Source organism: Nonomuraea sp. bgisy101 (assembly GCF_057708945.1).
On sequence record NZ_JBYITD010000001.1, the window covers coordinates 199,508 to 213,073 of the forward strand.

Consider the following 13,566-nt stretch of genomic DNA (forward strand, 5'->3'; position numbering starts at 1 on the left):
TGTGGCCGGACTTCGAGAGCGCAAGAAGGAACAGACGCGGTGCCGCATCTCGCAGGCGGCACTGCGTCTGTTCGCCGAGAGAGGGTTCGACGACGTCACCGTCAACGAGATCGCCGAGGCGGCGGAGGTGGCGAAGGTGACGTTGTTCTCGTACTTCCCGACAAAGGAGTCGCTCGTCCTCTCCGGGGTGAAGGAGGATCTCGCGGGCATCGTGGCGGGACGGGAGCCCGGCGTCTCCGTCGTCGACGCGCTGCGCGCCCACTACGGCAAACCCGTCGAGCCGGTCGGCGAGGAGCTGACGACCGTGGTGCGCATCATCACCGAGAGCGCGACGCTGACGGCGGGCGTGCAGCGCATCTACGCGGGGCAGCGCGCCGAGCTGGCCGACGTGCTGATGCGGGAGACCGACGAGACCACCGCCCACCTCATGGCGGCACAGATCGCGGCGACGGTCACCACCCTCCAGGAGCTCTCGTTCAGACGGGGGCTCACCGCGGAAGACACGCGGATCGCCTTCGATCTGCTCGACAACGGAATGAGGGGACGCTGACCATGCGCGCGAAGGGCATCAACTACGACACCGGCTTCCTGCCCGACCTGTCGCGGAAGGACTTCCAGGCGGAGACGGGTCTTCCACGCCATGGCTACGCGCTACACGTGAAGATGGCCGTGCCGGGCAGGTGACGGCCCCTGAGCGGGCTCCACCCGCCCCAGACCCTGTCGTGACCGTCCGGCCACTCCGGCTCCATGAGCGAGGTCAGGGTGAGCCCGCTCGCCGCGATCAGGCCGACCCAGTCGCCCATGGTCCTGTGGTGCTCGACGTAGGTGGGCGTCCCGTCGTCGTCGGCCTCGACGTACGGCGTGCGGTCGAAGTAGGAGCGGTCGGAGGTGAGCCCGCGCTCGCCGGGGTCGTCGGGAAAGGCCCACCTGATCGGATGGCTCACCGAGAACACGAACCGGCCGCCCCGCCTGAGCACCCGCTTCACCTCGGTGAGGACGCTCAGCGGGGCGGCCACGAACGGCATCGCCCCGAACGCCGAGCACACCACGTCGAACGCGCCGTCCCTGAAGGGCAGGCTCTCGGCGTCGGCCTGGAGCACGGGCACCCGCAGGCCGGTCTCCAGGTCGATCCGCTGGGAGTGGCGCAACTGCCGGTGCGAGATGTCGAACGCCACCACGCGTGCCCCCCGCGTGGACAGCCAGCGCGAGCACTGGGCGGCGCCGCAGCCGATCTCCAGCACGTCCTTGCCCTCGACCGCGCCGAGCAGCCGCGCCTCGGCCTCGTCGACGCCCTCGGGGCACCAGATGAAGCCGGCGTCGCGCAGGAACTCGCCGTGCTCCACCTGGTACTCGTCCGCGTTGCCGTCCCACCAGAAGCGGTTGGCCCGCGACGAAGCCGACAGCACTAGCGCATCTTCGGGCCGCGCGGCATCCGCGTGCCCTTGGGCATCGGGCCCTTGGGCATCGGCAGGTTCTTCGGCAGCGAGCGCAGCCGGTCCTTCACCTGGTTGACCGCGGGCTTCTTGAGGTTGCGCGGCAGCTTCATCAGGTGCCGCTGCAGCTTGCCGAGCGGGATCTGCCCCTCGCCGTCACCGCACTGGATGTCGTAGACGGGCACGTCCATGACCACGCGCTGCAGGCGCTTCTTCTCGCCGACGAGCATCTTCTGCACGCGGTTGCCCGGGCCCTCGGAGACCAGGACGATGCCGGGGAAGCCCACGACCAGGTGCACGAGGTCCTGGTCGCGGTTGGCGGCGATCGCCGGGGTCACCTCCCAGTTGCCCCGCATGCCCTGCAGCACCGCCGCGGCCGCGCCTGTCTGGCCGTCGAGCATGCGGTACTGCGCCCGCTGCGCGAGCTGGCCGAACACGACCAGGCCCACGGTGAACGCGAGCATGATGCCGATGACGATCGAGTACCAGAAGTAGTCCGTGACCAGACCGATCACAATGACCACCGCCAGCGTGGCGACCGCCGAAAGGAAGACGATCGGCATCCCCTTGGGATTGGCCTGCTGGATGATCTTCGCGATCATGCGGAGCTGCTTGATGCGCCCCGGCTTCTCTGGGTCTACGGGCTTCGCCATGTTGTGAAGGATACAAACACCCCCCGCCGGAGATGAAAACGTGACCCGACGTTTCGTCGCGTTTCCGGCGGAGACCCCCTTCTGGGAGATCGGTTTCACCTCGGAGAAGCGTCCGGTCCGCCCCTCGAACAGCGCGTTTCCGGTGAACCGCGGCTCGCGCCTCCACCTGCTGCAGGCCGCCCGCGACGACCTCCGCGAAGGGCCGCACTCCCGTGTGACCCTCCGCGTCCACCTGGAGGGACGGCTTGGCGAATGTCCTCGGCGCGGCCCCTCCGGTCGTGAGACCTCGGGCCGGCCGAACGGGCCGTCGCCGGCCCGAGGACTGCGGCCGTGTCAGATCTTGACGGTCGCGCTCGCCCTGAGGTCGGCGACGCTGCGGCCCGCCTCGACCGTGTACTCGCCGGGCACGGTGCTCCAGCCCTCCTCCGTCCACACCTGGAAGGCCCGCTGGGGCAGGAAGAGCGTGGTCAGCACCGTCTCGCCCGGCGCCGCCTCCACCACGTCGAACCCGGCGAGCCACCTGGCGGGCCGGTCGTCGGGCGTCACCGCCGAGAGGTACACCTGGACGACCTCGCGGCCGCGGCGTGGCCCCGTGTTGGTGACCGCCACCGTCACCGTCGAGCCCTCGGCCGCGATCGAGTCGTAGGACCAGGTGGTGTAGCCGAGGCCGTGGCCGAACCAGAACGCGGGAGCGCGTCCCCTCTTCTCCCAGGCGCGGTAGCCGATGAAGACGCCTTCGTCGTAGGGGACCTCGCCCTCGACCGGTGTGACGTTGACGACGGGGCTGTCCTCGAGCCGTACGGGCCAGGTGGTGGGCAGGCGGCCGCCGGGCTCGGCGTCGCCGTACAGGACGTCGGCGAGCGCGTGCCCCGCCTCCTGGCCGGGGAACCAGGTCAGCAGCACCGCGGCCACGTCGGACACCCACGGCATCTCGACGGGCGAGCCGGCGTTCACCACGACGATCGTGCGCGGGTTGGCGGCGGCGACGGCGGCGATGAGCTCGTCCTGGCGGCCGGGCAGGCGCAGGTCCTTGCGGTCGAAGCCCTCGCTCTCCACCTCCAGCGTCGTGGAGGCCACCACGACGGCCACCTCGCACGAGCGCGCCAGCTCGACCGCCTCGGCGATGAGCGCGTCCTCGCCGGGGGAGGGGTTGGCGTGGCCGAGGGTGTAGGCGACGAACGCCATGCCGCTGAAGGCCCCGGCGGGGTGCGTCACCTCCAGCTCGTACGGCCGGCCCGCGACCAGCTCGACGACGACGCGCTTCTCCGGCGGCGAGAGGAAGGCCGCCGCCGGGTCGTCGCCCTCCAGCTCGATCGTCTCGTCGAACACCGTCGCGCCGTCCACGCGCACGGTGAAGGGCCCCACTCCTGCCACCGACAGCTCGTGCGGACCCGTGAGGTCAGGGGTGTAGGCGGCGCGCAGCCGCACCGCGCTCAGCAGGCCGCCGTCCACGTCGGACGGCAGCTGTCCGACCCACCTGGCCTCCGTCGTGGCCAGCGGGTGCTCGGCCAGCACGTCGCCTCCGGCGTCGAGGAACTGCGCCGTCGTCGGTACGGCCAGCGGCGCCAGGCGCACGCGGGGGTCGGTGCCGAGCGCGTACCTGACCTCGCCACGGGCCTCGAGCCCCTGCAAGGGGGAGACGGTGCGGTCGGGGAAGACCTGGGCGCTGCCGCCGCCCATGATCCGCGCCTCGTCGGCGGCCGAGCCGATGAGCGCCAGCGTCGGCGTTCCGGCGAGGGGGAGCAGGTCGCCGTCGTTCCTCAGCAGCGTGAACGAGCGCGCCGCGACCTCGCGGGCGAGCGCCACCCCGTCGATCGGCGCGGCCTGCGCGGAGGTCGTCCCGCCGGCAGGGCGGAGCGCGCCGACGCGGGAGGCCAGGCGCAGGACGCGGCGTACCTTGTCGTCGACGGCGGACTCGGGCACCCTGCCCTCGCGCACCGCCTCCTCGAGCTTGTCGCCCCACGGTCCGAAGGGCCCCGGCATGGCCACGTCGGTGCCGCCGAGCGCCGCCGCCTCGGTGGAGCGCACGGCGGTCCAGTCGGACACGACGAGGCCGTCGAAGCCCCATTCGCCCTTGAGCACGCCGTTCACCAGTGCGGAGTGCTCGGTCATCGTGGTCCCGTTGACCGAGTTGTAGGCCGTCATCATGCCCCACGCCCCCGCCTCGGCCACCCGCTCGAAGGGCGCCAGGTATGCCTCCCTGAGCACCCTGTCGGTGACCTTGACGTCGACGGTGAAGCGGTCGGTCTCGAAGTCGTTGGCCACGAAGTGCTTCGGCGTGGTCGCCACGCCGCCCTCCTGGACGCCCTCGACGTAGGCGGCTCCCAGCTCGCCCGTGAGGTGGGGATCCTCGGAGAAGCACTCGAAGTGCCGGCCGCCGAGAGGGGAGCGGTGCAGGTTGATGGTGGGCGCCAGCAGCACGTGCACACCCTTGCGCCTGGCCTCCTGGGCGAGCAGGCGGCCCACCTGGCGTACCAGGTCGACGTCCCACGTCGCGGCCAGCGCGGTCGGGCTCGGCAGCGCGATGGAGGGGTCGGCGGAGCTCCACTGCTCGCCGCGCACGCCGATGGGCCCGTCGCTCATGACGAGCCGGTCGAGGCCGATCTCGGGAATGGCGGGCAGCGACCACATGTCCGCGCCGGTGAGCAGGCGGATCTTGGTGGGCAGGTCCAGCTGGTTGATCAGTTCGTCGATGTCCACGCCGTCAGTGTTAACCAGAAAACCTACCGATAGATAGGTTTGTGACTATTACGTTACCTTGAGGGTCGAGGCTCTTTCCTGTGGCTCACGGTGAATCCTTTGGCGGCGTCCGCGCCTCTCATACGCGTGCCGGTAACAATGGCGGCACGGGATCCGGAGGTTTGTCATGATCATTGGCGCCGTCGTCGCCATCGCGGCCGTCCTCGTCTGCACGTGCGTAGTTGTGCTTCGCCGGCGGGGTCGATCGCGTGGCTGAGCCGACCTGGCCCGCCGAGCGGCTGGTCCTCGCCGCGCAGGACGGCGACGTCGAGTCGATCGTCGCCGTGGTGTCCGGCTCGCACCCGCACGTGCGGCGGTTCGCCCACGCCCTGTGCGCCACGCCCGAGGACGCCGAGGACGCCGCGCAGGAAGCGCTGATCATCCTGTTCCGCAAGATCGGCATGCTACGGGCCTCGGGTGCCCTGGCCTCGTGGATGTTCCGCATCGTCCGCAACGAGTGCCTGCGGCGGTCGCGGCTGATGCTGCGGCCTCACCCGCCGGTCAAGGACGCCCCCACGCCCTCGGCCGAGGACGAGGTGTTGCAGCGCCTGGAAGCCGGCAGGGTGGCGACGGCCATCGCCGCCCTGCCCGCCGGGCAGCGGCGCGTGCTGATCATGCGGGACGTCCAGGGCTACAGCGGGCGGATGGTCGCCGACGCGCTCGGCCTCAGCACCGCCGCGATGAAGTCGCGGCTGCACCGCGCCCGCCTGGCGGTTCACCACTCACTGCAGGGCACCACCGACCCCGCCTTCGGAGACGACGATGACTGACAGAGGATTCGCGAGCGCTTCGCTGCCCCGGCACCTGGTACGCGGGGCGGTGGGGTTCGGCGCGCTGATCGGTTCGGTGGCGCTCATCCCGGTGCTCGGCCCGGTCGTACTGCTGCTCGCGCCGGTCGGACTGCTCGCCCTGCGCGGCTGTCCGACCTGCTGGGCGATCGGCCTGGCACAGACCATCTCGATGGGCCGGTTGAAGCGTTCGTGCGTGGACGGCCGGTGCGAGCTGACCGTCTCGAACCGCTGAACACCGAAGATCCCGCGCCGCAGGGCGTGCCGCGGGAGTGAAAAGAGATGGGGTGCGCAGAAGAGGAAAGGCCGCACATTGTGCGGCCTTTCCTCTTGTGCGGATCAGACGTTCTGACGGGCCTCCATGGCCTGCTGGTAGAGCCGCCCCGCGCGGTACGACGAGCGCACCAGCGGCCCCGACATGACGCCGGCGAAGCCGATCGCCTCGGCCTCTGCCTGGAGCTCCACGAACTCCTCAGGCTTCACCCAGCGGTCGACGGGGTGGTGACGCGGCGTCGGGCGCAGGTACTGGGTGATCGTCACCAGGTCGCAGCCGGCCTCGTGGAGGTCGCGCATCGCCTGGGTCACCTCCGACCGCTCCTCGCCCATGCCCAGGATCAGGTTGGACTTGGTGACGAGCCCCGCCTCGCGCGCCCTGGTGATCACCTCGAGCGAGCGCTCGTAACGGAAGGCGGGACGGATCCGCTTGAAGATCCGCGGCACCGTCTCGATGTTGTGGGCGAACACCTCGGGCTTGCTGGAGAAGACCTCCTCCAGCTGCTCCTGGTTGCCGTTGAAGTCGGGAACCAGCAGCTCGACGCCGCAGCCGGGCAGCAGCGAGTGGATCTGCCTGGCGGTCTCGGCGTAGAGCCAGGCGCCACCGTCGGGCAGGTCGTCACGGGCGACACCGGTCACCGTGGCGTACTTCAGGCCCATCTGCTGGACGGACTCGGCGACCCTGCGCGGCTCGTCCCTGTCGTACTCCTTGGGCTTGCCCGTGTCGATCTGGCAGAAGTCGCACCGGCGGGTGCACTGGTCGCCGCCGATGAGGAACGTCGCCTCCCGGTCCTCCCAGCACTCGTAGATGTTGGGACAGCCCGCCTCTTCACAGACCGTGTGCAGGCCCTCCCGGCGCACCAGCGATTTCAGCTCGGTGTACTCGGGACCGGTCTTGAGCTTGGTCTTGATCCACGGGGGCTTGCGCTCAATAGGGGTTTCGGCGTTTCGCACCTCGAGGCGGAGGAGCTTACGGCCTTCAGGAGCAACGGTCACCGTTAAAGCTTACGTCGCTCAACTTATGAGACCGAACCCGCGTGCCGCTCTTGCGTAGTGCCTGCTCAGCTCGGAGTCGATGACCGCCGACTCGGCCGCTTCCAGCAGCCGCGAACCGGGCGCGGAGGTGAGCACCCCGTCGTCGGCCAGCCTGGACCTCGTCAGCGCCGCCTGCCTGATCTCCTCCACGCTCTCCCCGCGCAGCACCGCCGCCTGCATCGGCGCCAGATAGCTGCGGCCGGCGACCAGCTCCTCCAGCTCGGCCAGGTCGTCCTCGCTCACCGCCCGCAGCATGAGAGTCCGCCGCCTGGCCGCCGCGCGGGGGTCGCCCGAGGGGGCCAGCCGCCTCAGCACGTGCTCCAGCACCAGCACCGGCCAGCCGAGGACCCTGCCGACGATCCGGCCGAGCACGCCCGCCGCGTTGTAGGAGCTGCTCGGGCTCCACGCGCCCAGCGACATCGCCATCGTGAGATCCGCCTCCCTGCGCGCGCTCAACGGCTCGGAGCCGAGCAGCGTGTGACGCCACTCGCCGAGCGTCGACAGCGCCCCTGCGACGATCAGCCCGTCGAGGGTCTCCGCGCTCGCGTAGGCGCTCGCCAGCAGCGTCACCCGCTGCCTCGGCGACAGCGTCAGCCACAGCGGCAGGCCCACGACCAGCGCGGGGGTCCTGCGCACGCCGAGCCGCACGTAGCCGGCGGCCGTGGCCAGATCCATCACCGCCACCTTGGCCGGCCTGGGCACGCCCACCTCGTCGGCGACGCGCGCGGACACGCCGTACAGCATGGGCGCGGCGGCAGGCTCGAGCACCTCGGCGTCGGCGGGCAGGCGGCCCAGCCGCGGGCGCAGCAGCACCCCGATCGCCACCAGCAGGATGCCGAGCAGCCAGGACAGAAGCGGCGCCGAGCTGTTGACGACGGTCGACACGCCGAGCACGAAGAAACCGAGGGTCAGCGCATGGACAGTGAGGGATAGGACGAGAGCGGCGCTCCTTCGCATGCCGCCGATACTAGGAGCGGCTCATCCCGATTTCACCGCAGTTTCGCCACCGCTTGGAGAAGGTCCTCCTCGTGCATGTCCTGCGGCTCCGCCTCCAGCGCCTCGGCCAGGCGCTTCTCCGCGTACGGCATGACCTCGTCGACCACGATGCGCCGTCCCGACTCCTGCGACAGCGAGGTGACCCCCGCGTCGCTGATGCCGCACGGCACGATCCTGTTGAACCAGCTCGGGTCGTTGGCGCAGTTGAGCGCGAAGCCGTGCATCGTGACGCCGCCGACGATCCTGATGCCGACCGCGCCCAGGGCGCGTTCGGGGCCGCCCTCGTCGCGCACCCAGACGCCGCTGCGCCCCTCGACCCTGTGCACGCTGACGCCGAAGTCGGCACAGATCTGGATCATCGCCTCTTCGAGCGCGTGCACGTAGGCGCCTACGTCGCCCACCCGCATGATCGGGTATCCGACGAGCTGACCGGGCCCGTGCCAGGTGATGCGGCCGCCCCTGTCGACGTCGACGACGGGGGTGCCGTCGGCGGGCCGCTCGTGCGCCGCCGTGCGCCTTCCCGCCGTGTAGACCGGCGCGTGCTCCAGCAACAGCGCGGTGTCGCCGAGAGTGCCTGCGACCCTGTGGGCGTGGACGCGTCTTTGGAGTGCCCACGCCTGCTCGTACGGCACGTCCACACCAAGACGGACAATCGTCAGCTTCGCCACAGATAAAGGTTACTCACAAGAAACGACCACGGGACCGCAATGACCTCCCATGGCCGTGCCCGGCCACGTCATCGCGGACCCGTGGGACGCGCCTCCCGCCTTCAGCGGATCACGCGGTGAGCAGCCTCGGCTCGATCCTGAACTCCTTCACGCCGCCCGCGCCGTCGTGCTCCACCCGGTAGGCGTAGCCCGCGGGGTCGACGGTGACCGCCTGGATGAACTCGGTGCCCACGTAGTGCAGGCCCACGCCCTCGTCGGCGGCGTAGCCGTCGGGCAGCTCGCCCGAGGCCACCGACTCGTGCAGCAGCTGCCTGCGCTGCGGGTCGGAGTTGTAGTGGACGCCGCACGAGTAGGGCAGCAGCGCCAGGCCGTCGGCCCACACCCGCAACCGCGGGCCGAAGGAGTCGGTGTTGCCGCCGACATGCCAGCACAGCGCGCCCGCGCTCTGCCCGGCCAGCACCACACCCGACCGCCACGCCTCCTCGAAGGCCTCGTCAAGGCCGTGCAGGCGCCACAACGCCGCCAGGTTGGCCACGCTCCCGCCACTGACATAGATCATGTCCTGGTCGAGCATCCACGCCTTCGGGTCCTCGACATTGGGCATCGGGAAGACCGTCAGATGGCTCACCTCGACGTCCCAACCGGCGAAGGCGCCGTACATCTTCAGCAGCCAGTCGGCGTCGTCACCCGTCGCGGTGGCGAGCAGGCCGAGCTTGGGCCTGTCCTGCCCTGTGAGATCGAGTGCGTAACGCAACAGCGGGCTGGCCTGCAGGAAGCCGTAGCGCTCGGTCGCCTTGAAGGATCCGCCGCCGATGGCGAGGATATGGGACTGCCCTGACCTGGTCATTGTGCTACCCCCCACGGTGAGTCGGACGAATGGCTCACTAGAGTACGGCCGCCAGCGCCTCGTCGAGGGTCGGATGCAGGAACCGGAACTCGCTGTCAAGCAGTTTCGACGGGACGGCACGCTGTCCGATCAGCAACCCTTCGTCGGCGAAACCGCCCAGCCCCGTCCGCAACGCGAACCCCGGCACGGCGATCGGCATCGTCGGCTTCTTCAGCGCCCGGCCCAGCGCCCTGGTGAACTCCTTGTTGGTCACGGGCTCGGGCGCGGCGACGTTCACCGGTCCCTCGATGTCCCGGTTCCGCAGGATGTGGAGCGCGGCGCGGACCCAGTCGTCGAGCGAGATCCACGCCCACCACTGCCCGCCCGAGCCCAGCGGCGCGCCGAGCCCCAGCCGGAAGACCGGCAGCATCCGCTCCAGTGCCCCGCCATGGGCCGACAGCGTGATCGCGGTCCTGAGCTGGGCGGTCCTGATACCCGCCTGCTCGGCCCTTCTCGCCTCGGCCTCCCAGCGCTCGCACAGCTCCGCGAGGAAACCCTCACCGCGCGGGCCGCTCTCGTCGGTCACCCTGTCGCCCGTGTCGCCGTAGAAGCCCGCTCCAGAGGCGGACAGCAGCACCTCGGGCGGCCTGCTCAGCCCCTTCAGCGCCGTGACCAGCGTCCTGGTCCCTGCCACCCTGCTGTCGACGATCTCCCGCCGGTAGGCGTCGCTCCATCGGTGCTCGCCGAGCCCCGCGCCCGCCAGATGCACCACCGCCTGGGCGCCTTCCAGCACCTCCCGGTCGACGAGGCCCTTCTCGGGCTCCCAGAGCGACTCGTCGCCGCTCGCGGGCGGGCGCCGTACCAGCCGGACGACCTGCTCTCCTTCTTCGGTGAGCGCGCCGACCAGCGCCCTGCCGAGCAGACCCGAGGAGCCCGTCACGATGATCGCCATCATCCCACCCTACGCGGAAGGGGCGCCGCGACCTCGATCCCGCGCCCGTGGAGGGGCGACGTCGCGACGGCAGTCGAAGGACCGGGCGAACGAACCGGCCGCGAACGAACCGAACCGCGAACAGACCGGCGCGAACCGGTGGACCGATGCGAACCGGCCGCGAACGGATCGATCACGAACGGACCGGCGCGAGCGGGCCGCGAAAGGATCGGTCACGAACGGACCGGTCGCGACCCGCCTTGAACGCGGGCGGGCGCCCGCGGAGAGTCTCCGCGGGCGCCCGCATCACGAGCCTGAACGGCAGGGCGTTACGCGAGGCCCAGCTGCGCCTCGAAGCGGCCCTCCTCGAGACGACGCTTGATCGTCGTGAGGAAGCGCGCCGCGTCGGCCCCGTCGACCAGACGGTGGTCGTAGGTCAGCGCCAGGTACACCATCGACCTGACCGCGATGACCTCGCCCTCCGGCGTGTCGAGCACGACGGGCCGCTTGACGACCGCGCCGGTGCCGAGCATGCCGACCTGCGGCTGGTTCAGGATCGGCGTGTCGAACAGCGCGCCGCGGCTGCCGGTGTTGGTCAGCGTGAACGTGCCGCCGGTGAGCTCGTCGGGCGTCACCTTGTTGTCGCGGGTGCGCTCGGCCACGTCGGTGATCTTCCTGGCCAGGCCGGCCAGGTTGAGGTCACCGGCGCTGTGCACGACCGCCGCGAGCAGACCCCGCTCGGTGTCGACCGCGACGCCGAGGTTCTCGACGTCGAAGTAGGTCACCTCGTTGGTCTCGTTGTTGATCGTGGCGTTGAGCTTCGGGTGCTGCTTGAGCGCCTCGACCGCGGCCATCGCGAAGAACGGCGTGAAGGTCAGCTTGACGCCCTCGCGGCGGAAGAAGTCGTCCTTGGCCTTCGCGCGCAGCTTGGCGATCTTGGTCACGTCGACCTCGACGACCGAGGTGAGCTGGGCCGCGGTCTGCAGCGACTCGACCATGCGCTTGGCGATGGTCTGACGCAGGCGCGACATCTTCTCGGTACGGCCACGCAGCGTGGTGTCGACCTGGACCGCCTCGGGCGCGGCGGCCACCGGAGCCTGGGCCGCGGCGGCCGGAGCGGCCTGGGCGGCGGGGGCAGCGGCGGCGGGCGCGGCCTGGACGGGCGCGGGGGCCTGGGCGGCCGGGGCAGGAGCGGCCTGGTCGCGCCGGGTCTTGGCGGCCTCGAGCACGTCCTGCTTGCGGATACGGCCACCGACGCCGGTGCCGGTCAGCGAGTCGAGGTCCACCCCGTGCTCGTTGGCGAGCTTGCGCACCAGCGGCGTGACGTAGGGGCTGTCGCCCGAGGACGGCAGCGGGCTCGGCGCGGCGGCGGGCGTCGTCGCGATCGGCGAAGGCGCGGGGGCCTGGGCGGGCGCGGGAGCCGGAGCTGCGGCGGGAGCAGGGGCCGGGGCCGGGGCGGCGGCCGGAGCCGGCGCGGGCTGCGGGATCGAGGAGGCAGGGGCGGGCTCGGGCTCAGGCTCGGGCTCAGGAGCGGCCGCGGCCTCCGGAGCGGGAGCGGCGGCGCCGGCCGTACCGTTCTCGTCAATGATCGCAAGCTCGGCGCCGACCTCGACGGTCTCGTCCTCGGCGACGACAATCTTGGTCAGGACACCCGCCGACGGCGACGGGATCTCGGTGTCGACCTTGTCGGTCGACACTTCGAGGAGCGGCTCGTCGGCCTCGACGCGCTCGCCCTCCTTCTTCAGCCAACGGGTTACCGTGCCCTCGGTCACGCTCTCGCCGAGCTGGGGCATCTGTACGGAGACCGGCATGGGTATGTCTTCCTCGAGTTCTTAGTTGTGGACGTGCAGGGGCTTGCCGGCCAGCGCCAGCATGGCCTCGCCCATGGCTTCGGACTGGGTCGGGTGAGCGTGGATCAGCTGGGCGACCTCCGCGGGGAGCGCCTCCCAGTTGTAGATCAGCTGGCCCTCGGTGACGAGCTCGCCGATGCGGCGGCCGACCATGTGGACGCCCACGACAGGGCCGTCCTTCTGGGCCAGCACCTTGACGGCCCCCGCGGTGCCGAGAATCTGGCTCTTGGGGTTGCCGGCCAGGTCGTAGACCTGCTCGACGATCTCGATGCCCCGCTCCGCCGCCTGCTTGGAGGTGATGCCCACCGAGGCGACCTCGGGGTCGGAGTAGGTGATGCGCGGCACGCCGTCGTAGTCGATCGGCGGCGGGTTGAGGCCCGCGATGTGCTCGGCCACCATGATGCCCTCGGCGAAGCCTGCGTGGGCCAGCTGCGGGGTGGGGATCAGGTCGCCGATCGCGTAGACGCCGGGCACGCTGGTCTGGCAGTGCTCGTCGACGACCACGGTGCCGCGCTCGATCGCGACGCCCTGCTCCTCGAAGCCCATGCCCGCGCTCACCGCGCCGCGGCCCACGGCCACCAGCAGCAGCTCCGCGTCGAGGGTCTTGCCGTTGGCCAGCGTGACGACCACGCCGGTGTCGGTGGTCTTGACGCTGTCGAAGAAGACACCCAGCTCGTACTTGATGCCCCTGCGGCGGAAGGCGCGCTCCAGCAGCTTGGAGCTCGACTCCTCCTCGGCGGGAAGCAGGTGGGGCAGGGCCTCGACGATGGTGACCTCGGCTCCGAAGGAGCGGTAGACGCTGGCCAGCTCCACGCCGATGACGCCGCCGCCGAGCACGATGACCGAGGTGGGCACGCGGTCCATCTTCAGCGTGTGCTCGCTGGTGATGATCCGCTCGCCGTCGATCTCCAGGCCGGGCAGCGACTTCGGCGCGCTGCCCGTGGCCAGGACGATGCTGGCGCCCTCGTAGACCTCGGCGCCCACCTGGACGCGGTTGGGACCGACGAGCCTGCCCTCACCCTCGACGATCGTGACGCCCGCAGACTTGAGCAGGCCCTGCACGCCCTTCCACGCCCGGGTGACGATCTTGTCCTTGAAGGCGTGGACGCCGGGGACGTCGATGCCGTCGAAGCGGGCCTTGACGCCGTACGCCTCGCTCTCACGGGTCTCGTCGGCGATCTCGGCCGAGTGCAGCAGGGCCTTGGTGGGGATGCAGCCGCGGTGGAGGCAGGTGCCGCCGATCTTGTCCTTCTCGATCAGCGCGACCGTCTTGCCCAGCTCTGCCGCCCGCAGTGCGCAGGCGTAGCCGCCGCTACCGCCACCTAGGACGACGATGTCGTAGGCCACAGGAAAGCTCCTTGTCGGATGGTGATG

General features: G+C 70.8%; 14 protein-coding genes. 4 read left to right on the top strand and 10 right to left on the bottom strand.

What is annotated here, in order from left to right; genetic code table 11:
- Position 1: 1 nt before the first annotated feature.
- Positions 2-550 (top strand): TetR family transcriptional regulator, encoded by a 549-nt coding sequence (locus AC3EO4_RS00920; protein ID WP_431892936.1) that lies wholly within the window; start codon positions 2-4, stop codon positions 548-550.
- Positions 551-552: 2 nt separating this feature from the next.
- Positions 553-684 (top strand): hypothetical protein, encoded by a 132-nt coding sequence (locus AC3EO4_RS00925; RefSeq protein ID WP_431892939.1) that lies wholly within the window; start codon positions 553-555, stop codon positions 682-684.
- Here the strand turns inward: AC3EO4_RS00925 and AC3EO4_RS00930 are convergent.
- The 3 genes from AC3EO4_RS00930 to AC3EO4_RS00940 all read right to left on the bottom strand — a co-directional run bounded on the left by AC3EO4_RS00930 (position 645) and on the right by AC3EO4_RS00940 (position 4,786).
- Positions 645-1,406 (bottom strand): class I SAM-dependent methyltransferase, encoded by a 762-nt coding sequence (locus tag AC3EO4_RS00930; RefSeq protein ID WP_431892942.1) that lies wholly within the window; start codon positions 1,404-1,406, stop codon positions 645-647. The genes AC3EO4_RS00925 and AC3EO4_RS00930 overlap by 40 nt on opposite strands.
- On the bottom strand, positions 1,406-2,086 hold the full coding sequence (locus AC3EO4_RS00935; RefSeq protein ID WP_379579710.1) for a DUF4191 domain-containing protein: 681 nt from the start codon (positions 2,084-2,086) through the stop codon (positions 1,406-1,408). The genes AC3EO4_RS00930 and AC3EO4_RS00935 overlap by 1 nt, the downstream gene beginning before the upstream one ends.
- 333 nt (positions 2,087-2,419) lie before the next feature.
- Positions 2,420-4,786, bottom strand: coding sequence for a beta-glucosidase (locus AC3EO4_RS00940; RefSeq protein ID WP_431892945.1), 2,367 nt, complete (start codon positions 4,784-4,786; stop codon positions 2,420-2,422).
- A gap of 248 nt (positions 4,787-5,034) precedes the next feature.
- Here AC3EO4_RS00940 and AC3EO4_RS00945 point away from each other — a divergent pair, with 248 nt between their 5' ends.
- Positions 5,035-5,595 (top strand): RNA polymerase sigma factor, encoded by a 561-nt coding sequence (locus tag AC3EO4_RS00945; protein WP_431892947.1) that lies wholly within the window; start codon positions 5,035-5,037, stop codon positions 5,593-5,595.
- A complete protein-coding gene (locus tag AC3EO4_RS00950; protein WP_379579703.1) occupies positions 5,588-5,848 on the top strand; it encodes a hypothetical protein in 261 nt (86 codons plus the stop codon). The genes AC3EO4_RS00945 and AC3EO4_RS00950 overlap by 8 nt, the downstream gene beginning before the upstream one ends.
- A 104-nt stretch (positions 5,849-5,952) precedes the next feature.
- Here the strand turns inward: AC3EO4_RS00950 and lipA are convergent, their stop codons facing one another.
- The 7 genes from lipA to lpdA all read right to left on the bottom strand — a co-directional run bounded on the left by lipA (position 5,953) and on the right by lpdA (position 13,539).
- Positions 5,953-6,882 (bottom strand): lipoyl synthase, encoded by a 930-nt coding sequence (lipA, locus tag AC3EO4_RS00955; protein ID WP_379579701.1) that lies wholly within the window; start codon positions 6,880-6,882, stop codon positions 5,953-5,955.
- A gap of 18 nt (positions 6,883-6,900) precedes the next feature.
- Entirely contained in the window at positions 6,901-7,878 is a 978-nt protein-coding gene (locus AC3EO4_RS00960; RefSeq protein ID WP_431892952.1) for a M48 family metalloprotease, read from the bottom strand.
- A gap of 32 nt (positions 7,879-7,910) precedes the next feature.
- Entirely contained in the window at positions 7,911-8,585 is a 675-nt protein-coding gene (gene lipB / locus AC3EO4_RS00965; RefSeq protein WP_431892955.1) for a lipoyl(octanoyl) transferase LipB, read from the bottom strand.
- 109 nt (positions 8,586-8,694) lie between these two features.
- A complete protein-coding gene (locus tag AC3EO4_RS00970; protein ID WP_431892957.1) occupies positions 8,695-9,432 on the bottom strand; it encodes a Type 1 glutamine amidotransferase-like domain-containing protein in 738 nt (245 codons plus the stop codon).
- Between the two features lie 37 nt (positions 9,433-9,469).
- Positions 9,470-10,363 carry a TIGR01777 family oxidoreductase gene (locus tag AC3EO4_RS00975; RefSeq protein ID WP_431892960.1) on the bottom strand — a complete coding sequence of 298 codons (894 nt, stop codon included), beginning with the start codon at positions 10,361-10,363 and terminating at the stop codon, positions 9,470-9,472.
- Positions 10,364-10,671: 308 nt separating this feature from the next.
- A complete protein-coding gene (gene sucB / locus AC3EO4_RS00980; protein WP_431892962.1) occupies positions 10,672-12,153 on the bottom strand; it encodes a 2-oxoglutarate dehydrogenase, E2 component, dihydrolipoamide succinyltransferase in 1,482 nt (493 codons plus the stop codon).
- A 21-nt stretch (positions 12,154-12,174) separates the two neighbouring features.
- A complete protein-coding gene (gene lpdA / locus AC3EO4_RS00985) occupies positions 12,175-13,539 on the bottom strand; it encodes a dihydrolipoyl dehydrogenase (protein ID WP_431892964.1) in 1,365 nt (454 codons plus the stop codon).
- Positions 13,540-13,566: the final 27 nt, after the last annotated feature.

Coding starts and splice junctions, on each gene's coding strand:
- AC3EO4_RS00925 (WP_431892939.1), top strand. CDS start 553: ATGCGCGCGAAGGGCATCAACTACGACACCGGCTTCCTGCCCGACCTG.
- AC3EO4_RS00935 (WP_379579710.1), bottom strand. CDS start 2,086: ATGGCGAAGCCCGTAGACCCAGAGAAGCCGGGGCGCATCAAGCAGCTC.
- AC3EO4_RS00950 (WP_379579703.1), top strand. CDS start 5,588: ATGACTGACAGAGGATTCGCGAGCGCTTCGCTGCCCCGGCACCTGGTA.
- AC3EO4_RS00960 (WP_431892952.1), bottom strand. CDS start 7,878: ATGCGAAGGAGCGCCGCTCTCGTCCTATCCCTCACTGTCCATGCGCTG.
- AC3EO4_RS00970 (WP_431892957.1), bottom strand. CDS start 9,432: ATGACCAGGTCAGGGCAGTCCCATATCCTCGCCATCGGCGGCGGATCC.
- AC3EO4_RS00975 (WP_431892960.1), bottom strand. CDS start 10,363: ATGGCGATCATCGTGACGGGCTCCTCGGGTCTGCTCGGCAGGGCGCTG.
- sucB (WP_431892962.1), bottom strand. CDS start 12,153: ATGCCGGTCTCCGTACAGATGCCCCAGCTCGGCGAGAGCGTGACCGAG.